Source organism: Enterovibrio qingdaonensis (assembly GCF_028683135.1).
GTDB classification, from domain to species: Bacteria; Pseudomonadota; Gammaproteobacteria; order Enterobacterales; family Vibrionaceae; genus Enterovibrio; species Enterovibrio qingdaonensis.
Genome location: NZ_JAJUBB010000013.1, coordinates 87015 through 110324, shown reverse-complemented (window position 1 = coordinate 110324; position 23310 = coordinate 87015). Strand labels below are relative to the sequence as shown.

Here is a 23310-nt window from a genome sequence, read left to right as displayed (position 1 = left end):
TCTAGTTAACCTTCCAATATGCGAAAGGAAGCCCCCGAGTTATGACAATCACGGAATATCTGGGAATTGAATTTCCTATTATCCAAGCTCCAATGGCGGGCGTCCAAGACGCTGAATTAGCCATCGCGGTTTCTGAGGCGGGTGGCTTGGGGTCTTTGCCCTGTGCGATGCTCGATGCAGAGGCGATAGCCAATGAAGTGGGGCGAATAAAAACAGCCACTACGAAGCCATATAACCTGAATTTTTTTTGCCATAAGATGCTGCCTTTTGATGAGGATAAACATCGCCTTTGGCGTAAAAAACTCACGGGTTATTTTAATACGTTTGGTGTCGATGAAAAACGCCTAGGGAACAGTGCGTCACGCCTGCCTTTTGATCATGATATTGCCGATGTTGTGGAGCCCTTTGCGCCCCCTGTTATTAGTTTTCACTTTGGTTTACCGGAACCGCAATTATTGCAGCGAGTAAAAGGGTGGGGGGCTGTGGTCTTGTCGTCTGCGACGACGCTGGAAGAAGGGCTCTGGCTTGAGGCTAATGGTTGCGATGTGGTGATAGCGCAGGGCATAGAAGCGGGTGGTCACAGAGGCATGTTCTTAAGTAATGATCTTGAGTGCCAAATCGGAACGACGGTACTCGTTGACGTGTTAGCTCGTCATCTTTCCGTTCCGATTGTCGCCGCTGGTGGAATCGCATCGGCGCAAGACGTGCTCGACATCATGTCGCAAGGAGCCGATGGCGTGCAGATCGGCAGTGCTTTTTTATTAAGTGATGAAGCAAAAACCTCGCGTTACCATCGACAGGCGATACAAAGTGAAGCCGTTGAACGCACTGCAATCACCAATATATTTTCAGGTCGTCCTGCACGCGGAATTGTTAATAAGGCGATGCTAGAACTCGGAAATATGAATACAAGTGTTCCTGCGTTTCCGTACCCCTCCATAGAAATGACACCTCTCAGGGCTGCAGCAGAGGCCAAAGGGTTGGAGCACTTCACGCCACTTTGGTGTGGTACTAATGCAAAAGGCATTAAAAGTGGCAGTGCTAAATCAATCATGGATTCGTTGGTTAAGGGAATATCAGCATGAGATGTTAGCTTTGAGACATCATGTGTAACCCGATCTGGATATAGTAATTAAAGTCTTGATGGATAAAGGCTATTCAGAGAGGGATGTATGAGACGTTTAATCGCTTTTGCTTTTCTTTTGATGTTCAGCAGTATGTCATTTTCTGCTGATGTCAAAACCTTACCAAGTTACAAAGCTGCGAAAGCACTGACTGACCGCATTATGGAGCAAGTCAGCAAAGACAAAATGGAAAAGGGTATCAATTTGATGAGGCCCTACATTCCGATTTCAAAAGCAGAATTTAATGCAGAAGTGGCAAGAGTCGCGGTGCAACAACCTGCCATTAATGCAAGATTTGGAAAGTCGATAGGGTTTGATTTTATTTCACAGCAAGTGCTTGGCGATTCCATGATTCAGTACACCTACCTGCAGAAGTTTGAAAAGCACGTGATGGTTTGGCGGTTTATTTTTTACAAACCTTATGATGGCTGGATCCTGAATACCTTTGACTTTAACGACCAAGTAAAACAGCTTTTCTTTGTGCGTTGATTGTCCCTACTGTGCAGCACTACGCTGGAATCAGGCAGAACAAAAAAAGGGCATCATTCCGATGCCCTTTAAAACCTTGTTGTGAACCTTACACGGTGAACTGATGCACCAGGTTGTTTTGCGTTTCAGCCTGCTCATCTAGTCGGTCGCTCGCACTGGCAACATCCTGCATTGCGTTGTAACTGCTGTCGGCAATAAAGCTAATGTGCTCGACGTTACGGGCAATATCGGCAGACGTGGTACGTTGCTCCGCAGCGGCTTGAGCAATTTGGCTGCTCATGTCGCTGATCATCATGATGATGGCTTCGATCTCTTCCATGGCAGAGTTAGCATCAGACGCTTGTGTTACGCTGTTACTCATTTCATCAACACATTCTTGCATGACAGATACTGCGTCACGTGACTGTGTTTGCAGCTTGCTAATCATGTCTTCGATTTCAGATGTTGAATCAGACGTGCGTTTCGCCAGCACACGAACCTCATCAGCGACGACCGCAAATCCGCGACCTTGTTCGCCCGCACGTGCTGCTTCAATCGCTGCGTTCAGGGCGAGTAGGTTAGTTTGGTCGGCGATGTTACTAATAACATCGAGAATGGTTTCGATGCTGGATGTCATTTCTTGCAGCGAAGAAACAACAGCAACGGATTCGTCAAGACGGGTAGAAAGCTGATGCGTCGTGCTGATGCTACGGGTCATGATCTCGCGGCCTTTAGCGGCAGCATCACTCACTTCCATAACTTTATCCATGGTCTGCTGTGCACTGTTTGCAACGTCTTGAACGGAATGTTCCATTTCAGTCATTGCAGCAGCAACCGCCGTAGTTTGTTGACGCTGTTCGTTAAGCTGTGATTTCGCTGTTTGGGTGGTTGATTGGTTTTGCGCTGCCACCTGCGCCTGATCTTCTGCGGCGTCCCTAAGCTGTCGGAGAATACCTTGCAAGTTAGAGGCGAGGGTATTGATATGGTCGCCAAGCTGACCAAACTCGTTATGCTCTTTGACGTCAATACGTTGTGTCATGTCGCCGTCTGTGAGGGCTTCAAGTACCACAAGGGTATTGCTAAGTGGTTTACGAACACTACGTGCAATGTTCCAACCAATGAAAACGGTGACAGCAAGAATCAGCACACCGATAAAGACGGTTTGCTGAACCCCTTTCTTAAAGACGCTATTTGCGTTTTCGATGGAGTCAGCCATTACAACTTCAGCTTGGGTGCGGAAAGAGGTAAGGATCGACATTGCGTTGTCAACTTCAGCCGCGAGTACGCCGATATTTTCGTACAGCTCATTCGTTGCGACTAGGTAAGCGTAATGCTGGTCAAGTACACCGCCTTCACGACTTACGTCTTTCGTGAAGAGGTCTAGGTCTTTCTGGAATTTGTCTGTTAAATCAGGAAGCTGAGAAGTTAACGAACGGAAAGAGTAATTCAACTGACGAATACTGCGTTTGTTTTCCGTAATCGCTTTATTTACGTCATCCAAGCTGGTGCTGGCCAGTGCGTCGGAGGTATGGGTCTCAGTCTCGTTAAGCTTTTTAAAGTAGGTTTTAGAGATGATTTTGACGGTGTTGTTGCCGTTGTTCGCAATGAAATCCTGCATGCCAAGTGCAAGCTGCGTGTTCATGCGCTGGAATTGGCGCGCTGCCGTGACACCTTCAGCTTTAGCTGCTTGTTGACGTTGATAATTGTCAATGGCGGTTGCTGCTTCGGTAAAGTAACGGGTTTCAATTTCACGCAACTGCTTTAGTTGGTTGGCTAACTCGGGCTGGCTGGCCGAAGCTTCATCCAGTTTTTTCAGGGCAACGTCAAATTTTTTCCTTGCGGCTTCGAAGCTCTCAAGGACCTCTGTACTTTGATGGATATTACTGGTTGTGAGGTAATCTTTGAAGATTTTGTCTGCAGCAAGAAGACTAACACTTGCATCGTTAGACATAGAAACTAAGGGTAGTGCTTCGGAGGTCACAACCTCTAACTGGTCGTGGATATTTTGAGAGCTATTTAGGTTGAGTGTATTGGTCGCCACAAGGCTGACGGCCAGCACTGCAAACCCTGCATACATTCTGCGGATTACAGAACTTTGTCGTTTCTTTGCCATTTTTATTCCTCCCACCAGTTTTTGACTGGTGCATCCCTCTTTGCTTCCGGACTACAACAAACGGTCGGTTGCTTGGTGTTGCAATCGAGAAAGAATCAAGATTGCTAAACTTGCTTTGATTATTGAAGCGACACTGTAGTGACACGCACTACGCGGTGTAACGCTTTGCTTTTCTTATCATCTGCAAGTATTTCAGAATCTTTATGGTAAAAAATCGCTGTGCTTCCGACAATTTGAAGTAGGACGCAAATTTGTTGAGACTTTGATTAATAAACGTCTAGTTGGTGATACTTCCGTTGGGTTTGTCTTTATGTGTTGTTTAAATCGTAAACAAAACTGAAAGTACGATCGCAAATCGCGATTTTCCCATAAAAACAGTGTTCATTATTGCTCAATTTATCGGGGTAAAGCATACTTACACCTCCTTGAAATCATTAATTTGGAGCAGCTCGTGGCTGAAGAAACCATATTCAGTAAAATCATTCGCAAGGAAATTCCGGCTGACGTGGTTTATCAAGATGACCTTGTCACGGCTTTTCGCGATATTAACCCTCGTGCGCCAAGCCATATTTTGATCATTCCAAACAAACTTATCCCAACAGTTAACGACATCGAAGTAGAAGATGAGGCCGCAATGGGTCGCATGTTCACCGTTGCTCGTAAACTGGCTGCTGAAGAAGGCATCGCTGAAGACGGTTACCGCCTCATCATGAACTGTAATGTTCATGGCGGTCAGGAGGTTTACCATATTCACATGCATTTGCTCGGTGGCCGCCCACTGGGACCACTACTTCTCGGCTAATGAAATCAGAATCACAAAAAGCCCTCGCTTTGTTTAGCAGGGCTTCTTTTTCGTCTGTTAAAAAGATGACGCTGGCTAGCCTGCTTACGATTGGGTTGGCGGGTTGCGCCAATATGTCAGTGCAAGGTCTGTTTAGTCATTATTCTGCAGGGCTTGCTGAATCACGCTCACTGGCGCAACAAGGGGCGTTTTCGCAGGCCATAGACGCATTGCCAGCAGGTGCTGGTGGTGAGGTGCTGGATGAATTGGAAAGGTCACGGTTTGCGCTATTGGCGGGAGACAACGCACAGACGCGTGAAGCGTTAGATCTGGCGGATCTTGCGGTGAAAGAACAGGCGAATCAGGCGGCTATTCAAATATCTGAAGGGTTTAACCAAGTCGGTGCGCTGGCAACCAACGACAATATGCTGACGTATGTCGCACCGTCTTATGAGCTAGGCTTCTTGCATTTATATTTAATAAGAAGTTATTTAGAGCAGGGTGACCTGCAAGGCGCGCTCGTTGAAGTCAGGCGTGCAAAGCAAATTCAAGAAGAAGCAAAAAAGCTGCGTGATAAAGAGCTGACCTTGGCCGAGGAAAGTGCGCATGAAAACGGCATTTCGGACAATGTGGGTGCAATATTGTCTCGGTATCCTGATGCAGGTAGTACGCTAGGTGCGGTCCAGAATGCATACTTGTTTTACTTGTCGGCATTACTCTATGACGCTGAAGGCAATGAGAACAGCGCATTTATTGATTACAATCGAGCACTTGCAGTTGCGCCCGATAATCAATATGTTGCTGAAGCAGCTATGCGTATTGCATCGAAACAGCGACGCAAGAACGATTTAACGTTACTTGAACGTAAGTACGGTGACTATTCACCGCCTGCAAAAGGATCGGCAAAGTTAGTCGTACTCGCAGAAGATGGATGGGTCGACCCAAGATTAGGTTGGCGGTTGCCGCTCTGGTTGACAGACAATAATGGGAACGTCGAGTCTCACACCTTGGCGTTGCCTTATTATGCTAAACAGAGGGAAATGCAGCCGCTGTCTTTCAGTTTAGACGGAAAGACGATCCGCTTAGATGCGCTGGCGGATGTCAACGCGATGGCAAGACACGCGCTGAATGAGGCTATGCCAGGTATGGCTGTACGCCAAATTCTGAGGGTCGTGGCTAAAAATGAATTTCACAAGTCCATTTCTAAGAACGATGAATCGGGCTTGGGCAGCCTGCTTACCAGTGTGTATAACGCGGTAAGTGAGCAGCCAGACACGCGAAGCTGGCAAACGTTACCCGCAAGAGCAAGTCTGTACAGCGGCTATATGCGTCCTGGCCAGCATGAGCTTAAGATTAACGGAAAAACGATAACAGTGAATTTAACACCCGAAAGGACAACACTTCTTTGGCTGTCAACGGCAAGTGGGGAAGTGGTGGACTGGCAAGGAACATTAGGAGGGGTCTAATGCGGTATGCAGTAGCATTGGTTTCAGCAGTGCTTTTGTTGGCAGGTTGTGCAACAAATTCAGAAACTGGAATTAGTATTGACAGTAGAAATCAAAATGTTGTGCTGAGTAACACCATGCTTGGTCAAGCGTTAGAGTTTGGCAATGCACAAACCAGTGTCATAAATGATCGACTACTTGCGCAAGTGAAGGTAACCAATAAGAGCAGTGATGTGCAAAACCTTCAATACCGATTTAATTGGTATGACGCGCAAGGTTTGGAAGTGGACAATGGTAACTCACCTTGGAAACCATTTATTGTTTACGCCGGTGATTCGGTGACATTGCAGGGCGTTGCGTTGAATTCCAATGCAACCAACTTCCGCGTGTCATTACGTAACATTCAGTGATATACGAAAACAGGAAATCAGAATGAATAAAAGCGTGATTGCGCTAGTAGGCGCGGCTCTGGTACTTGGCGGTTGTTCGCAAAAAGTGAGTTACGGTGATGCGCAGGAAGTCGAGACAACCACTATCGAGTTTGGCTCAACAGACCTTCAAACCATTGCTGTGGAAATGACGGACAGCATGCTGTCTTCAGGTGCCGTAGGGGCAATTACTCGTGATAACCGTCCTATCGTGTTTGTTGAGTCAATCAAGAATAAAACGGCTGAGCATATTGATACAGAATCGGTCACTGACAGCATCAGTACGCGTATGCTGAAATCAGGGAAATTCCGCTTTGTTGATATGACGCGCGTTGAGCAAGTTCGAGAGCAACTGGATTTCCAAAACAACGACGCATTGGTTAACCCAGGCACTGCTATCCAGTTCGGTAAAATGGTAGGTGCTCAGTACATGTTGTATGGCAACCTCGCGAGCATTGTAAAACGTGACGGCAGTGACGAAGATGTTTACTACAAAATGACCATGCGCTTAATGGATTTGGAAACAGGCTTGATTGAATGGGCTGATGAAACCGAGATCCGTAAGAAGCAATCTAAGGCGTTTTTAGGCTGGTAATACGTGCCAAATATTGAAAAAGAAAAGGCCGCACTTGTTACGATGTTGCGGCCTTATTTGATCGTTCAAGAGCTTGAGTTCCTTGATGGTGGCTTAAGCAACCGTTGTGTAAAAGTGACGGATGACAATGATGTCTCTTATGTCTGGCGTCCAAATGGCATGTCTACGCAGGCGTTTGGGCTAAATCGCTCGACGGAGTTTGAGGCATTAACGTTGGCAAGTCAGGCGGGGATTGCATGCGCGCCATGTCAGCTTATTGAAGGTGGCCTCCTAAACCCTTGGGTTGCAGGAGAAACGTTCACCGCCCCTGACTTCGAACTGACAGTGGGATTGCTGGCAGACATCCACGCTCTGCCGCCGATGTCTTCTCGCTTTGACCCATTTGAAAAAGGTGAGTACTACTATTCTCAACTTACGCCTTCCTCGATTGACCGATCGTTAACGAAGATTCATACGTATTTTCAAAACAATGCTTTCGAAAGCGGCCTGCCTTTGACAACCTGTCATTACGATTTGGGCTATTACAATCTGATCCTTACGCCTGACGGTAATGTCTCGGTGATTGATTGGGAATACGCGCGATTGGGCGATCCCGCGATGGATATTGTGATGACCTCACTGGCGAATGGCTTTGCACTTGAAACCTTCGTAGATGCGTACTGTCAAACGAAAGGTATAGCGGATAAAGGGGCTTGGCTTGCGCATTGTCAACGCTGGCAGCCAGTCGCTGATTATCTGGGTGTCCTATGGTATGCACTGGGCTTTGAGCTCTATGGCTTGGACATTTACAGGGAAAGAATGCAGTTCTTCCAACGAAAAACGGAAGATTACATACACAATCATTCATAGCATTCGGGGAGGGAAATGATGCGAGTACTAAGGCTCAATACGTGGAAAGCGTTGCCTGTAATCGTGCTCACGGTTTTCCTCTCTGCGTGTACCAATCAACTTGCCTATAACACCTTACCGTTTTGGATCGACTACTACCTGTCTGATTATGTTACGTTGACGTCCAAGCAACAAACGCAACTAGATAACGATCTCGAGGCGTTTCATCAATGGCACCGCGCAACTGAACTTCCGAAACTCCAAGCACTGCTTGTTCAACTTGAAAGGGACATGAGTCAGCCTCTCAGCTATTCGCAAGTGCGTGCGTATCACTCGTATGCCAATGAAAGGATCCTGGCGTCGCTGGAAGGGCTGACGCCGGCAATAGCAACCTTGATTCGTTCACTCAACGATGAACAAGCTGCGCAATGGCTTGCCGTATTGTCGGAGAACATTGAGGAAGCGGTAGGTAAAGCCAATAAAGGCTCTCTGAAGGCCCAACAAGAGAGGCGTCAAGAGAAGCTTGTTGAGCGTGCAGAATTTTGGATTGAGTCAGTCGGTTCGAAGCAATCTCAGCAGTTTTTTGAAATGGCCACGTATCAGATAGAAATGCGACCTGTATTTTATGCTATTCGTGATGACCTGATGGGTGAGCTGACCTTGATTCTGACCGAGCGGAATGCCCCAAATCTCGAAAGCCGAATCAACGATTATTTTGCACGGCTGGTGACCTTCCAAAGTGATGAACACCAAAGCGATATTACCCTTTATCTCGCAAGACGTTATGAATTGCTTCAACGTATCGACAAGCATCTCTCCGACGAGCAGCGAACCACAATGCGTAAGAAGTTGGCCTCCATTTCCAGCGATATTTCTGCGTTGGTGAATTGACTGATTTACCACCAGTTCGATGGCGATTTATTGAAGTTCGCCATTGTTTCCCCATTTAACCGTAATGAAAGTATGTGATTATGTACGTAATTGTGTTATCACCTTGGTACAGCAAAACATCAACCTCATTGTGTAAGGTGGCGAGAGTGGCGAATTGGGATTGCCTGCCGGCTTGTAACACTCATAAGCAGGGTCTGAAATCATCATTCATATGACCACACAATGTGTTTGAGGTAAGAGAAATTGGCGAGCTGTATACGCCAACACGGTTTAAGAGGGAATTTTTGTGATTATCTATCTTCATGGCTTTGACTCCACAAGCCCTGGAAACCACGAAAAAGTCATGCAACTGCAGTTCATTGACTCTGATATTCGTTTTATTAACTACAGCACGTTACATCCTAAGCACGATATGCAGCACTTGTTGAAAGAAGTGAATAAGCATATGGAGCTTTCCGACGACAAGCACCCGCTGATTTGCGGCGTGGGTCTTGGAGGGTACTGGTCGGAGCGTATCGGATTCCTGTCAGGCATCAAGCAGGTGATATTCAATCCGAACCTTTTCCCTGAAGAAAATATGGAAGGCCGCATTGATCGGCCAGAAGAGTATGTCGATATTGCCACCAAGTGTGTTGAAGATTTTCGACAAAAAAACGCAGGCCGTTGCTTAGTGATCCTGTCTACTAACGATGATGTACTCGACAATGCGCGTAATGCAGCGTTGTTAGAGAAAAATTACGAGATCATTTGGGACGAGCAACAAACCCACAAATTCGCTAGCATATCTGCACATCTGCAAACGATGAAGTCTTTCAAGGACACCAACTAGCCGTTTACCCACTACACAATATAAGCGAGCGCATGTTGCAACATCATGCGCTCGTTTTTCTTTCGTTCCGATATCAATGAATGTAAATCCATAACATAAGTGGGCATTTTTACTGCAATCGATGTCGATGATTAGATTAAAAAATTGATTGAGATCAAACTGGCTGTATAATGAAACGGTCTGAAAAAAGCGTTATGTAAAAAACGATACAGATAAGTTGCGAGGAATATTCAAACAAAATATCGCAACACATCACTCTCAGAGAGTGCTTTTACCTCACTACCTACAACACATTTTTCGTATGCCGCTATTTAACCGCGGGGTACAGCACAGTTTTTCGTTTTTAAATTCATGGTGAGGAAGTAATCGTGACCAATATTATTGTAGTAGGTGGCGGTGCCGGTGGCTTAGAGTTAGCAACTAAGCTAGGTCGCACGCTTGGACGCAAGGGACGCGCCAACGTCACTCTGGTAGATCGTAAAGCAAGCCACCTTTGGAAGCCTTTGCTGCATGAAGTAGCAACGGGTTCGCTAGATGAAGGTGTTGATGCGATCAGCTATCGTGCGCATGCCAAAAATCATTACTTTGATTTCCAATTGGGTAGTTTGGCAGACATAGACCGCGAAAGAAAAACCATCAAACTTGCGGCATTGCATGACAAATCCGACGGCGAATTGTTGATGCCTGAGCGAGAGTTGAGCTATGACATCCTTGTTATGGCAATTGGTTCAACGTCGAACGATTTCAACACTGCGGGTGTTCGTGACAACTGTATTTTCCTTGATAGCCCTGAACAAGCTCGTCGTTTCCGTAATGAAATGAACAATGAGTTTTTGAAGCTTCATGCGAACTCGGGCAATGGCACGGTTGATATCGCCATTGTTGGTGGTGGTGCTACGGGCGTTGAATTGTCGGCTGAGCTGCACAATGCCATCAAAGAGCTTCACAACTACGGCTTTAAGGACTTGGATAGCTCGAAACTGAACGTCACATTGGTCGAAGCGGGCGAACGTATTCTTCCTGCATTGCCACCACGTATTTCAGGTGCCGCGCAACAAGAGTTAATTAAGCTGGGTGTGAACGTACGCACTGGCACCATGGTGGTCAAAGCAGAAGAAGACGGCTTGAACACCAAAGATGGTGACAAGATTTCTGCGCAAATCATGGTATGGGCAGCAGGCATTAAAGCACCTGATTTCTTAAAAGACATCGCTGGCCTTGAAACTAACCGCATTAACCAACTTGTGGTCAAGCCAACGCTACAAACCACGCGTGATGAAGATATCTTCGTTATCGGTGACTGTGCAGCGTGTGAGCAGCCTGATGGCTCAATGGTTCCGCCTCGTGCACAATCTGCGCACCAGATGGCAAGCCGTTGTTTTGCAAATATCGTTGCCAAGCTGACAGACCGTGAGCTGAAAGATTACGTCTATAAAGACCATGGTTCTTTGGTATCACTGAGCCGTTTCTCTACCGTTGGTAGTTTGATGGGTAACCTGACTCGCGGTTCGATGATGGTTGAAGGGCGTCTGGCGCGTGTGGTTTACATATCGCTGTACCGCATGCACCAGATAGCACTACACGGTTTTATCAAAACCGGTTTGATGATGCTGGTGAGCCGCATCAACCGCGTATTGCGACCATCGCTAAAACTGCACTAATTGAAAAAGCTGCCGAAAGGCAGCTTTTTTTATGCTTGATATTTGATGAATGCAAATTGTCGGGAAGTTAGGAAAATATGTCTTCCGGAATAAGGCTGTAAACCAACCCTTCTTTCGCTTCACCATCATACATATAGCGATTTCTTGCACGGCACTCATAAGTAGCACGCAGCTTTTCTGCGATGCGAATGCTTGGGGTGTTGTCGGGATCCATGACCAACTCAAGTCGTGTCAACAGAAGGTGGCTAAATGCGAGCGTCGCTGCCATCTCAGCGGCTTCTAGCGCATATCCCTGTCCTTGATAACGTGTTGCAGTCCAGTAGCCCAGATTGGCCATGTTGGCGACAGAATCAATACTGGAAATGTACACGCAGCCAACAAACTCACCGCTATCCAATTCAAAGGCAGCGAGTTCATAACTGCTTCCTGTCAGCCAGCCTTGTCGGCTGCGGTTAATCCATGCATCGGCGTCCATGTCATCGAAATCTTCGTGACACCAATCTAGCCAAGGGGAAATCGTGTCGGCCGATTGGCTAATGGCATCTTGAAGCGCGTTCATATCAACGCTTTTTAAGGCACGGAGCAGCAAGCGATCGGTTTGGAACTCTAAATTTGATTGCATAGGGGAGGCTAATGATTTCAGGTATAAAACTATAGTAAGAAAAAACGCCCTCGTAGGAGGGCGGATTTTTAGTCTTTTTCGACGCGGGTAACTTGAATGATCAAGCCCATGAGTGGGTGATCAAGGTAATGCACTTCACCGCTACGCATGCGACGTTTCTGTTTGAAAGCATAAGGTTCTAAGTATTTTTCAACTTCGTACTGACGTTCCAGTTTTTGCAGACCCGTTACAGCAGTGCCTTCGTTTGTGGTAGACACTTGCGCATTGTCGTTCATCAGTGTGTCTGTTTCCGTGTCGGTCTGATTATCGAGCGGCACTGGAACGGCATTCACATCTTTAAGCACTTTTCGCTCACCTGGTTCGCGCAGTACTAAATCCGTTTCGATAAACAGGTAATGTTGAACGTAGACACGAATGAAGCCATCCAGTTCGTACATTGGTCCGCTTTCTTTCGCTGGTGCGGCAAGCGCAGCAGGTACGGTGCTTGTGTCCGTCGCAGCGTTGGTGGCATTCAATGCATCAGTACCGGTGACATTTACTGTGCCCTGATTTGGATTAGCAACAAACGCAGGCGCATCTTTTGGTGTGCCATCAAGGTAGTAATCTTTGCCGTAATCTGGACCCGCCGTAAAACGCAGTTTTGGCATTACACCGCGACTGCCGTCATTTTGTCGCCAAGCAACATGCACCAATGGCTTAAAACCCGCGTGTTTTGACAGGTTCTTATACTCGGCATTCAGCTTCCATTCGCTTTGAGGAAGTAGCTGTAGGCCGCGTTCCTTGAGTGAAACGGCATCAAATACTGATACGGCATTAGACAAATTGATGTTCGGCTGCGTCTCTGGCCATTTTTCTTTTACGGATGTAGGGTCTTGATTGCGTTTAAATACAATCACTTCAACATCAAACCAACGTTCTGCTTTGGTTGGTAAGCTTAGCGTACACAGCAGCAGGAAAATCAGCTTTTTCAAAGCATTACTCCATTTTAAAACTTGGTTGCGTTGTCATCAAGCAACCAACAAATTATTAGCAAAGTCGCTTAATAGTGTTTCGATGAAGGTCACTCTATCTCTACGATCTGTAAGAGATTCGATAATTTTCAACTTGGTTGGACCTTCGAAACGGTAGCGGCTTGGATGGGATTGTAACAGACCCACTAAGAAGCCGGGATCAATTTGGGCATTTTGACTAAATTCAATCACACCGCCTCGATCATGAGCATCAATCTTACGAACGCCAAGCTTCGCAGCATCAAGTTTGATCTGTTGCACGGTGAGCAAATTGGAAGCGGCGTCTGGCAATAGACCAAATCGGTCGATCAGCTCTACGCGCAGCTCTTCAATATCATCTTGCGTCTTAGTGCCCGCCACCCGTTTGTACAGCGACAAACGGGTGTTGATGTCGGGTATGTAGCTGTCAGGTAAGAGCGCAGGCAGCCTCAATTCGACGTCGGTTTGCTGGTTGAGCAAATCTTCAAGCGAAGGCTCTTTGCCTTCTTTCAACGCTTCGACGGCTTGCTCTAGCATTTCCATGTAAAGCGTAAAACCGACAGATTGAATCTGGCCACTTTGTTCTTCACCAAGTAGCTCGCCTGCACCACGGATTTCTAGATCGTGAGTTGCCAGCGTGAAGCCCGCACCTAAATCTTCGAGCGACGCAATAGCATCAAGACGTTTTATCGCGTCTTTGGTCATGCGTTTTGGGTGCGGCGTCAGCAAATAGGCATAGGCTTGGTGATGCGAGCGCCCAACGCGACCACGCAGTTGGTGCAACTGCGCAAGACCTAAATGGTCAGCCCGATCCATGATGATGGTATTTGCAGTCGGCACATCGATACCTGTTTCGATGATTGTCGTACATACCAGTACATTGAAACGCTGGTGGTAGAAATCAGACATAATGCGTTCTAGTTCGCGTTCGCGCATTTGCCCGTGACCAACAGTGATTCGGGCCTCAGGCACCAATTCTGCTAACTCATCAGCGGTTTTTTCAATGCTATCGATGTCATTGTGGAGGAAGTACACCTGACCACCACGCATGATTTCACGCAACATGGCTTCTCGTATCAGGTTCTTTTCACGCTCACGGACGAAGGTTTTGATCGCCAATCGACGCGACGGTGGGGTGGCGATTATAGACAAGTCGCGCATGCCACTCATGGCCATATTCAAGGTGCGTGGAATTGGCGTTGCGGTAAGCGTGAGAATATCCACATCGGCACGCATGGCTTTCACTTTTTCTTTCTGACGAACACCAAATCGGTGCTCTTCATCAACGATCAGAAGGCCGAGGTCTTTAAACTTCACATCGCTTTGCAGCAACTTGTGAGTGCCAATCAAAATGTCGACTTTGCCTTCCGCGCAATCAGCAAGAATTTGCTTCTGCTCTTTGGCGGATTTAAAGCGTGACAGAACTTCTACACGAACCGGTTGGTTCGCAAAGCGATCGCGAAAGTTTTCAAAGTGCTGTTGGGCGAGCAGGGTGGTTGGCACCAAGACGGCAACTTGTTTGCTGTTGTTTGCAGCCAAGAATGTTGCGCGCATTGCCACTTCGGTTTTCCCGAAGCCCACATCACCACAAACCAGACGATCCATGGCGATAGGTTGGCACATATCAGACAGCACAGCGTTGATGCTTTGAATTTGGTCGGGCGTTTCTTCAAACGGGAAGCCAGCGCAGAAATCCTGATAGGCTTCGCGGTCATGCTTAAACGCAAACCCTGGCTTTGTCGCGCGTTTGGCGTAAACATCCAGTAATTCCGCAGCGACATCTCGGACTTTTTCGGCGGCTTTCTTACGTGCTTTTTCCCAAACCTCGCCACCGAGACGATGGAGTGGGGCCGATTCTTCTGCGCCGCCGCTGTAGCGGCTGATGAGGTGCAATGACGAAACAGGAACGTAGAGTTTTGCACCTTGTTGGTATTCTAGCGTCACATACTCAGTTTCTATGCCGCCAGCTTCCAGCGTTTGCAGTCCTAAATAACGACCGACACCGTGTTCAAGGTGCACGACAGGTTGTCCCGGTTCCAGTTCGGCGAGATTGCGAATCAACGTGTCGCTGTTTGTGGTCGCTTTTTTATTGTCTCGGCGACGCTGTTGAACAACGCGCTCACCCAATAAGTTAGTTTCGCAAATCAATGCAAAATGTGGCGACTCACAGATAAAGCCCACTTCTGCAGGGCCAACCACCATACTGTGCGGAGTTGGCGCATTTAAGGCTTCATCTAAGGTATCGCAGACCATCGGCCGAATTTTAATACGCGCGAGTAAGTCCAGCATGGCTTCGCGCCGGCCTTCGGTTTCCACCGAAAAGATGACGTTGCCGGTAAACCCTTCGGTAAATTGGCGAAGTGCACCAAGAGGTTCTTTCAGTTGCTGGTTGATGGTGAGTTCTGGCAGCAATGAGACAGGTGCATTTTGGCGACCGGATTTCTCATCATCCGGTTTTAGGGAAAGCTTAACACGCGGGTAAGCTTTAAAGTGGCCAAACAGTTCATCGACATTTTGCCAAAGGTCATTCGGAGGTAGCAGCGGACGCAGTGGGTCTACGCGGCGTTGGTCATAGCGGTAATCCGCGTCTGCGAGAAACTGATTAGCGGCAGTTTCGATATCCCCTTTAACTACCAGTAAGGTGTTGTCAGGCAGGTAGTCGAAGAGCGTTTCTGTTTCGTTAAAAAACAGCGGTTGCCAGTATTCAATGCCTGATGGCCATGTCTTCTTGGAGACCTGCTGATAAATCGACTCTGGCTCGCGTCTGGCTTCAAACTGTTCGCGCCATCTGACCCTAAATGCTTCAACAGCGTCATCGTCTGTTGGGAACTCGTGTGCGGGTAACAGGTTGATTTGATCCAATTCTTGAACAGAACGTTGGTTTTCGGGATCAAACTCTCGAATGGTGTCGACTTCGTCATCAAAAAAATCGATGCGATAAGGTTGGTTCGAGCCCATTGGAAAGAGATCGATGATCGAGCCACGGCTGGCATACTCGCCGTGTTCAATGACTTGATCAACATGTCTATAGCCCGAAACTTCGAGCTGATGTCGGAGTTTTTCCAGTGATAACCTATCGCCTTTTTTTACGATCAATGCATGTTGAAGCAAGAAAGAACGCGGCATCACACGTTGCATCAACGTGCTGGCTGGAACGATTAAAATCCCCGATTTTTGCTGCGGTAATTGGTACAAGCGCGCAATACGATCAGAGATGATGTCTTGATGCGGTGAAAAGTTGTCGTAGGGAAGGGTTTCCCAATCAGGGAATACATGGCATTCGCGTTGGGTAAATTGCTGTATCTCTGGTTTTAGCTTTAACGCCGTTTGGTTGTCTGGGACAACCAGAAGTATGAAGCGTTGTTGCTGATTGGCAAGGCTGGCAATTGTAAGAGACAGCGACGCACCAAGGAGATTGGCCACCACACGTGTGTCGCCCGCCTTTTCTGGAGCGGGCAAATTAAAGAGAAGGTTGTCTGTCATCGAATTGAGGCTTAGTTATTTCTTTCCAGTGCGCGCTGACGAAGCAGCTTTTGTTGTTGATGTAACGCGGCACGTATAAGTACATCTCGGTCTTCTTCTTGCAGTCGAATGTATTTCACACCGACTGCATACTTACCATTCTTCTCTTTACAGCCGTATACGCTACCGTAGCAGTAAATTGCTGAGGGTGGGTTCTCAAGAAAGAGCTTTAGGCGAACATGCTGTCCTTTTTGGAAGGCTTGCTTCGCAATAAACGTGAGGCTGCTGGCACCGAAGGTTTCGGTTTGATATCGAATGGTTGGGTCGTCTTGCTGTGAAAGCATAAATCCAAGCAATAGGTTGATTTTTTCATTTTGAGATTGGAGATACTTCATCAGAGCATGGCCGTCTTCGTGACTGATGGCCTGTATTTCTTTTTCGACTGAGTTATCCAAGTCTCCACATTGACTTGCGATACGGAACGCGATGGGAATTTCACGCCCAAACTCGATGTCAGAAGGTACATGCTCATCGTCACCAAGCACTTCAACGTTAATCTTTAGGTGCGCATGTACGGAAAAATATTCGTCCTGACTCATTATCATGCCTATAGCTTTGTAATCAGTTGATTATCACGCACTAACCGCGATTCCTCAACCTCACTTTCATCTCGCGTTGTTACATGAGGTGTCAAATACTTGTAGGTTGTCTTGTTGTAGACAGGCAAGCGAAGGATAAAAGTTCATCACTCGCGCAACAAATTGAAAAGAAAAGGAACAAATTGGCGTAAAAGCCGCCTAAAGCTGGGAGAAAAAGAGGCCTTTCATGGCAATCATCTGACCTAAAAGGTATTCTTGCTTCAACCTTCGCTGTGGCCAAAATTGGTGTTAATACGCAGCCTAACGAGTTTTCGAGAACAGTATTTATGTTTCACCCGTTACCGGTGTTTATTGGATTGCGCTATTTAAAAGGGCGCTCTGGCGACAAGTTCGGCCGATTTGTCTCTTATATGTCTACGGCAGGCATCACTATCGGTGTCATGTCGTTGATTACGGTACTGTCGGTGATGAATGGTTTTGAAGGACAGTTAAAGCACCGTATTTTAGGGGTTATTCCTCAAGCGATTGTCTCAGGATCTGCTGAGCATGCACCGGATGTAAATACCCTTGGTCATTTAGACGGTGTAGAAGGCACTGCGCCGATTGTCAGCACAGATGCCATTGTGCAAAGCCCGGTCGCGATAGGTGCCGGTAAATTGTTAGGCATTAGCCCTGATAGCCACGAACCCATTAAGCAGTACATGGTAAGAGGCGCGATCAGTCAATTGACACCGGGTAGCTACAAATTGGTTATTGGCAGAAAAACCGCCAGTGATCTGGATGTGTCTGAGGGCGATAAAGTCCGGGTAATGATCACCAGTGCCAGCCAATTCACACCGGTCGGTCGCATTCCTTCCCAACGAAACTTTACAATTGCAGGCATATACGACACCGCGACTGATGTGGACGGGCAGTTGATGTATGCCAACCTCAATGATGTGTCGCGCTTGATGCGTTTACCGCGTTCTCAGCCAGCCGATTTGCGACTTTTTGTGACCGAACCCTTTGATGTGCCAAAGCTTGAAAAAGTGGCTGAATCGATGGGGTATGAGTGGTCCGATTGGCGAGCATTACGTGGTGAGCTATTCCAGGCCGTGAAAATGGAAAAGAACATGATGGCGTTGATGTTAGGACTGATTATTCTGGTCGCTGCATTCAACATTATTTCTGCACTCATCATGGTAGTGATGGAGAAGCAATCGGAAGTGGCGATCCTTAAAACGCAAGGAATGACACATCGCAGCATTGTGCTCGTGTTCGTTGTTCAAGGTGCAAGCAGTGGTGTCATTGGAGCGGTGCTAGGCGGGGTCGCAGGTAGTCTTTTGGCGTTGAATATTAACGAAATCATGCAGTTTTTTAATTTGAGTTTGCTGGGAGGAGGGCTTTCGCTTCCTGTTTCTCTCGGTATAGATCAGGTTGTTACAGTGGTGGTCGGTGCAATCGTACTGAGTCTTCTCGCCACACTTTTCCCATCGTTAAAGGCGGCATCTGTTCGCCCAGCAGAGGCACTTCGCTATGAGTAATGCATTGCTATCTTGTTCAAACGTTAAAAAAACTTATCAAGAGGGCGAGCTAACGACAGACGTGCTAAAAGGGGTTTCCTTCTCGATTGAAAAGGGTGAGCTGGTGGCGATCGTTGGTGCGTCAGGCTCGGGCAAGAGTACGCTTCTACATATTCTCGGTGCGTTAGATACGTTAACCGAGGGGCAGGTGTTTTTCGAGGGACAAGATGTCGTCAGTATGCGTTCGTCTGATCAGGCGACACTGCGGAATAAACACATTGGATTTATCTATCAATTCCACCATTTGCTTGCTGATTTTACTGCGGTTGAAAACGTCGCAATGCCACTGCTGATTGGGGGCGTAAAACCCGCTGAAGCAAAAGAGCAAGCAATGAAGATGCTGGATGCTGTTGGTATGTCGCATCGTGCGGAACACAGACCGTCTGAGCTGTCGGGTGGTGAAAGGCAGCGTGTTGCTATTGCCCGTGCAGTGGTGAATAGACCCGCGTTGGTATTGGCGGATGAGCCTACGGGTAATCTCGATCATAAAACCGCACTCGATATTTACGATTTGATGCGAACACTTAACCGCGAGTTCAATACGGCATTTTTGGTTGTTACCCACGATAAAGAGTTAGCCGGAAAGCTCGACCGCCAACTGGCGATGCTGGATGGTCAGTTTGTCGAAAGCAAAGCGCAAGAGGCGATGCCGTCATGATGCATTCGCTGTCTCTTTTCATCGGGCGACGATTCAGTAAAGCGAAACACAGGAACAAACTGGTTTCCTTTATTTCGATGTCTTCCATGATGGGTATATCTGTTGGGGTTATGGTGATCATCATCGGCTTATCAGCGATGAATGGGTTTGAGCGAGAGCTTCAAAACCGTGTTCTGTCCGTGATTCCTCACGCGCAATTAGCGGGTGTTGAAGCCCCAATAAAAACATGGCGAGAAATGCAGAAAACGGCCGAGATGAACCCGAACGTTGTCGCGGGTGCGCCGTATGTCATGTTCACTGGCTTGCTGGAAAAGGGCGCGAACCTAAAGCCTGTGCAGATTCGTGGTATCGACCCGGTCCAAGAGAAAAAAATCAGTAGTATCAGTGACTATGTTCTTGGTGATGGTTGGAAAACCTTGGTACCGGGAAAAAGTGCCGTTGTGTTAGGTAAAGGTATTGCCGATGCACTCGGTGTCAAAGTGGGTGATTGGCTAACTGTGATGGTTCCGTCACCGGACCCTGAATTGAAGCTTCGCGCGCCCAAACGTATTCGTTTGCAAGTGACCGGTATTTTGAGTCTTGGCGGTCAGGTGGACCACGGGCTTGCGCTCATTCCTATCGCGGATGCTCAGGCTTATCAGAATATGGGAGACGCCGTGTCTGGCGTTGCGCTGAAACTCACTGATCCGTTAAATGCGCGCGCAGTAGTTCGCGAAGTGGGGTATACGCTGAAAGAGTATGTCTACCTCAATAATTGGACGCAGGAATACGGCTTTCTCTACCGAGATATTCAAATGGTACGCGCCATTATGTATATCGTTATGGTGCTGGTCATCGGTGTCGCTTGTTTCAACATTGTCTCTACCTTGATGATGGCAGTAAAAGACAGAGCCGGTGACATCGCTGTGCTGCGCACGATGGGAGCAAAAGACAGGCTGATCCGTTCGATCTTCATTTGGCACGGTTTGCTTTCGGGTTTATTGGGCAGCGTACTGGGTTCGATTGCAGGCTGTTTAGTGGCGCTAAATCTTACCGAGATTGTCGGTGCGATTGAAAAACTGACGGGACATCACTTCTTGTCTGGTGACATTTACTTTGTCGATTTCTTGCCGACACAATTGCATGTTTCAGATGTTCTCATGGTGTCGATTACAGCGGTGGTTTTGAGCTTGCTGGCGACCTGGTACCCTTCTCAGCGCGCGTGCAAACTGCAGCCTGCATCTGTACTAAGTGCCAAGTGAGTTAGTGCGAAATGATTAGAGTGAAGTGATTACGGAGAGGAACGTGATGCGGTGCGGCAATGATAAACTCACGAGTTACATTGTGGCTAGCTAGGCTGCAATCCTCCTCGCAACCTATTACGAAATAAAAAAATACCCCGCGAATGCGGGGTATTTTTTTAATCTTCAGATTTTTTCTTTTTCAATACTTTGATTTTCGGCAGGCGAAGGCGGCGTTTTTGCCAGCTTCTTACGACGGAGTATCGCCACACACCGCGACAACCGAAATACCCAATAAGGGAAAAAATGATACTACAGACGAAACAGCCCAGTAGGAATGGGGGACCAATTTGGCTCATTTGATTGAACAAAAACTCCCAAGTAAGCTCGAAATGGAAGTGATGTTCGGGGGTTCCCATCAAGAAAGCACCCAACTTATACGCGCCGTAGAAAATGACCGGCATGGTAATTGGGTTGGTGATCCAGACCAGCGCAACAGACAGCGGCAAGTTAACGCCAAACATGATAGCCAGTCCGGCTGCCATGATCATTTGACTTGGAAGTGGCACAAATGCCATGAACAAGCCCACCGCAAAAGCACCCGACGCAGAACGACGGTTCAAACACCAGAGATTCGGGTCGTAAAGCAAGTTGCCGAACACTGCCAGTGCTTTTTGCTTGCGAATGACGTCATGCTTTGGCAAATATTTTTTAATTATTTTTTTTGGCATAAGTCTTCAGTTCTTTCGGGTTCAATACCTGCATGAAGATGCTGCTGGGTATTGTTATTGCTATCGTATCGCTTAAATGGTGGCCGGAGGTTCCGTCACTGAGTGCGATTGCTCCGGTTTTCGTCATCCTTTACTTGCTGCGTAAATGCCTTCCAGCATTTGCAATGGGTCTCACCGTGGGCGGCCTTATTGCATACAGTGCAGCGGGTCTATTTCTTTTCAAAACAAATTCCGCCTTAACAGTGGCACACGATACTACCATAGAGGGGAAAGTTGGCAGCCTTTTTACAGCGCAAAAACTGCAAACAAACGTAATTTTTGATGTGGATACGGTAGATGGACGAAATCTAGACGTTTTTGAACGATTTCGTGTCCGTGTTTATTGGCGCTCTGATGAGCAGCCGAAGCAGGGGGAGCGTTGGCGACTAAAGGTCAGGCTTCGAGAGCCTTATGGTCGTGTCAATGAAGCAGGCTTCGATGCGGAAGTATATTTCCTTTCAAAACATATTCATGCCAAGGGGTCGTTAAAAACAGCTGAGCGATTGCAAGGATCGCAATCTTTCCGTCAAGACATGCTTGATGAGGTCGTGCGTTTAACCGACGGGTTTCGTTCGGTACGCTTTTTAATTGCATTAACGTTTGGAGAGCGCAGTCTGCTTTCAAGCGATGATTGGCAAGGACTAAGAAACACGGGTCTTGGACACTTGCTCGCGATTTCTGGGCTTCACATTGGGTTGGCTTTCTTGTTGGGTTACAGTGTCACAAAGTTGTGTATGCCAATTCTTAGTCACGCCGATAAGTATCTTTGGTTTCCTTTGCTCACAGGCATGTTGCTTGCTGTTTTTTACGCATGGATGGCAGGGTTCTCATTAACATCACAGCGGGCACTATTTGCGCTAAGTGTGGCCTGCATTATTCGGTTACTTGGGGCGCGGTTTGATGTATTTGAAGCGTTAGTTATTGTTTTGGCGGTGGTGTTAATCTTCGACCCGTTATCGGTTTTTTCCGCGAGCTTTTGGCTCTCGTTTAGTGCGGTCTCCGTACTTTGTGTTTCAGTGACATTTAGTAAAAATGCCAGCCATCATCAAAACACCGTAAGACGCCGATTTTTATATAGTGTTGGTCAGCTAACTAGGGTGCAAGTTTACTTAATGGTCGGGATGCTACCCATTACCTGGCTGTGGTTTGGCGGCATCAGTTTACCTGCACTGGTATTAAATTTGATCGCTGTACCTTTGGTGAGTTTTGTCACTGTTCCAGCGATCCTTATGGCGTTGGTTTTTTCTTTCTTTCATGCGGGCGAGATATTTTGGCAGTTAGCCGATCTGTCGTTATGGCCTGTAATGTGGCTGCTAACCGCGTTTGATTTTGGTTGGTATACCCCCTCAGCAATGCCAATTCAGGTGCCTCTACTCGTGTGGGGGCTGGCTTTCTTGCTTCTGATCACGCAGTGGCGTTCTTTTGCGATCTTGAAAATGTCGATGGTGATGGCATTGATGGCGAGTCTTATTCAACCCCAAAACAGCGATGAATGGCGCATTGATGTTCTAGATGTTGGTCACGGTCTCTCGGTGCTTATTGAAAAGCAGGGACAAGCGGTTGTTTATGACACAGGTGCTGCTTGGCAAAGTGGAAATATGGCGCAATTGGTTTTAGACCCTGTGATGCAAAAACGCGGTGTATCTTTGGCAGGTCTTATTGTCAGCCATGGAGATAACGATCATGCAGGTGGAGAGCAATGGGTTATCGAGCGGTATTCACCGCGTTGGGTGAGAAGTCCCGAAAACAAGGCCGGATACTTGCCCTGCCGGGCGGGGGAAAGGTGGGTTTGGCAGGGCTTGACGTTTGACGCGTTGACGCCGTCTAAGCTCGTGCCTGAAGCAGAAAATGAGGACTCTTGTGTGGTGCGAGTGTCAGATGGTAATCACGCAGTGTTGCTGACCGGTGATGTTCCCTACAAAGAAGAGCTCGGCATACTCGAACAAGAGGGTGTTATTGCCTCTACAGTCATGATTGTTCCTCACCATGGCAGTAAGTCGTCATCTTCAAATGCATTTTTAGAGGCCGTAGGCGCAAAAGTGGCAATTGCTTCAGCGGGGCGTTATACGCCTTGGAACTTGCCTCATCCCGATATCATTGAGCGATACAGAGAAGCGGGTATTCCGTGGTATGACACCGTTGAATATGGGCAGACGACGGTGTATTTCTCCGACAAAGGTTGGCGATTAAGTAGCCAGAGAAAGCATGAGGAGCCATTTTGGTACCGTAAGATGTTTGGAGCACCCAAAAGAAAAGAGTAGAATG

General features: G+C 47.4%; 20 protein-coding genes. 14 read left to right on the top strand and 6 right to left on the bottom strand.

The genetic code is table 11. The annotated features are described in order from the left end of the window. Positions 1 to 41 precede the first annotated feature (41 nt). Together LRP49_RS17000 and LRP49_RS16995 are read left to right on the top strand one after the other, a co-directional pair. Positions 42 to 1085, top strand: coding sequence for an NAD(P)H-dependent flavin oxidoreductase (locus LRP49_RS17000; RefSeq protein ID WP_274143506.1), 1044 nt, complete (start codon positions 42 to 44; stop codon positions 1083 to 1085). An 87-nt stretch (positions 1086 to 1172) separates the two neighbouring features. Next, complete coding sequence (locus tag LRP49_RS16995) at positions 1173 to 1613, top strand: hypothetical protein (RefSeq protein ID WP_274143505.1); 441 nt, start codon at positions 1173 to 1175, stop codon at positions 1611 to 1613. Between the two features lie 88 nt (positions 1614 to 1701). Here LRP49_RS16995 and LRP49_RS16990 read toward each other — a convergent pair whose 3' ends face one another. Continuing rightward, positions 1702 to 3705 carry a methyl-accepting chemotaxis protein gene (locus LRP49_RS16990; RefSeq protein ID WP_274143504.1) on the bottom strand — a complete coding sequence of 668 codons (2004 nt, stop codon included), beginning with the start codon at positions 3703 to 3705 and terminating at the stop codon, positions 1702 to 1704. 451 nt (positions 3706 to 4156) lie between these two features. On the opposite strand from LRP49_RS16990, the gene hinT reads away from it, so the two are divergent. The 8 genes from hinT to LRP49_RS16950 all read left to right on the top strand — a co-directional run bounded on the left by hinT (position 4157) and on the right by LRP49_RS16950 (position 11163). Next, positions 4157 to 4507, top strand: coding sequence for a purine nucleoside phosphoramidase (hinT, locus tag LRP49_RS16985; RefSeq protein WP_274143503.1), 351 nt, complete (start codon positions 4157 to 4159; stop codon positions 4505 to 4507). A gap of 65 nt (positions 4508 to 4572) precedes the next feature. Beyond that, positions 4573 to 5952, top strand: coding sequence for a COG3014 family protein (locus tag LRP49_RS16980; protein WP_274143502.1), 1380 nt, complete (start codon positions 4573 to 4575; stop codon positions 5950 to 5952). After that, positions 5952 to 6341, top strand: coding sequence for a YcfL family putative periplasmic lipoprotein (locus tag LRP49_RS16975; RefSeq protein ID WP_274143501.1), 390 nt, complete (start codon positions 5952 to 5954; stop codon positions 6339 to 6341). The genes LRP49_RS16980 and LRP49_RS16975 overlap by 1 nt, the downstream gene beginning before the upstream one ends. Before the next feature lie 22 nt (positions 6342 to 6363). Beyond that, complete coding sequence (gene lpoB, locus LRP49_RS16970) at positions 6364 to 6954, top strand: penicillin-binding protein activator LpoB (protein WP_274143500.1); 591 nt, start codon at positions 6364 to 6366, stop codon at positions 6952 to 6954. 3 nt (positions 6955 to 6957) lie between these two features. Further along, the gene (locus tag LRP49_RS16965; RefSeq protein WP_274143499.1) at positions 6958 to 7803 is read left to right on the top strand and encodes a phosphotransferase; all 846 of its coding nucleotides are present in this window, start codon (positions 6958 to 6960) and stop codon (positions 7801 to 7803) included. 15 nt (positions 7804 to 7818) lie between these two features. Further along, complete coding sequence (locus LRP49_RS16960; RefSeq protein WP_274143498.1) at positions 7819 to 8673, top strand: DUF6279 family lipoprotein; 855 nt, start codon at positions 7819 to 7821, stop codon at positions 8671 to 8673. Positions 8674 to 8959: 286 nt separating this feature from the next. Then, on the top strand, positions 8960 to 9502 hold the full coding sequence (gene ycfP / locus LRP49_RS16955) for an alpha/beta hydrolase YcfP (protein WP_274143497.1): 543 nt from the start codon (positions 8960 to 8962) through the stop codon (positions 9500 to 9502). Positions 9503 to 9870: 368 nt separating this feature from the next. Next, the gene (locus LRP49_RS16950; protein WP_274143496.1) at positions 9871 to 11163 is read left to right on the top strand and encodes an NAD(P)/FAD-dependent oxidoreductase; all 1293 of its coding nucleotides are present in this window, start codon (positions 9871 to 9873) and stop codon (positions 11161 to 11163) included. 67 nt (positions 11164 to 11230) lie between these two features. Here the strand turns inward: LRP49_RS16950 and LRP49_RS16945 are convergent, their stop codons facing one another. The 4 genes from LRP49_RS16945 to LRP49_RS16930 all read right to left on the bottom strand — a co-directional run bounded on the left by LRP49_RS16945 (position 11231) and on the right by LRP49_RS16930 (position 16835). Next, complete coding sequence (locus LRP49_RS16945; protein ID WP_274143495.1) at positions 11231 to 11785, bottom strand: GNAT family N-acetyltransferase; 555 nt, start codon at positions 11783 to 11785, stop codon at positions 11231 to 11233. Between the two features lie 68 nt (positions 11786 to 11853). Beyond that, positions 11854 to 12756 carry a peptidoglycan binding protein CsiV gene (locus LRP49_RS16940; protein WP_274143494.1) on the bottom strand — a complete coding sequence of 301 codons (903 nt, stop codon included), beginning with the start codon at positions 12754 to 12756 and terminating at the stop codon, positions 11854 to 11856. 36 nt (positions 12757 to 12792) lie between these two features. Then, positions 12793 to 16257, bottom strand: a complete 3465-nt coding sequence (gene mfd / locus LRP49_RS16935; RefSeq protein WP_274143493.1) for a transcription-repair coupling factor — start codon at positions 16255 to 16257, stop codon at positions 12793 to 12795. A gap of 11 nt (positions 16258 to 16268) precedes the next feature. After that, positions 16269 to 16835, bottom strand: coding sequence for a PilZ domain-containing protein (locus tag LRP49_RS16930; protein WP_274143492.1), 567 nt, complete (start codon positions 16833 to 16835; stop codon positions 16269 to 16271). 326 nt (positions 16836 to 17161) lie between these two features. On the opposite strand from LRP49_RS16930, the gene lolC reads away from it, so the two are divergent. The 3 genes from lolC to lolE are packed head-to-tail and all read left to right on the top strand — an operon-like array spanning position 17162 to position 20296. Next, positions 17162 to 18358, top strand: a complete 1197-nt coding sequence (lolC, locus tag LRP49_RS16925) for a lipoprotein-releasing ABC transporter permease subunit LolC (protein ID WP_274143491.1) — start codon at positions 17162 to 17164, stop codon at positions 18356 to 18358. Then, complete coding sequence (lolD, locus tag LRP49_RS16920; protein ID WP_274143490.1) at positions 18351 to 19055, top strand: lipoprotein-releasing ABC transporter ATP-binding protein LolD; 705 nt, start codon at positions 18351 to 18353, stop codon at positions 19053 to 19055. Before lolC ends, lolD begins: the two co-directional genes overlap by 8 nt. After that, complete coding sequence (lolE, locus tag LRP49_RS16915) at positions 19052 to 20296, top strand: lipoprotein-releasing ABC transporter permease subunit LolE (protein WP_274143489.1); 1245 nt, start codon at positions 19052 to 19054, stop codon at positions 20294 to 20296. Before lolD ends, lolE begins: the two co-directional genes overlap by 4 nt. Positions 20297 to 20454: 158 nt before the next feature. Here the strand turns inward: lolE and LRP49_RS16910 are convergent, their stop codons facing one another. Further along, positions 20455 to 21006, bottom strand: coding sequence for a DUF2062 domain-containing protein (locus tag LRP49_RS16910; RefSeq protein WP_274143488.1), 552 nt, complete (start codon positions 21004 to 21006; stop codon positions 20455 to 20457). 32 nt (positions 21007 to 21038) lie between these two features. On the opposite strand from LRP49_RS16910, the gene LRP49_RS16905 reads away from it, so the two are divergent. Next, positions 21039 to 23306 carry a DNA internalization-related competence protein ComEC/Rec2 gene (locus LRP49_RS16905; RefSeq protein WP_274143487.1) on the top strand — a complete coding sequence of 756 codons (2268 nt, stop codon included), beginning with the start codon at positions 21039 to 21041 and terminating at the stop codon, positions 23304 to 23306. Positions 23307 to 23310 lie beyond the last annotated feature (4 nt).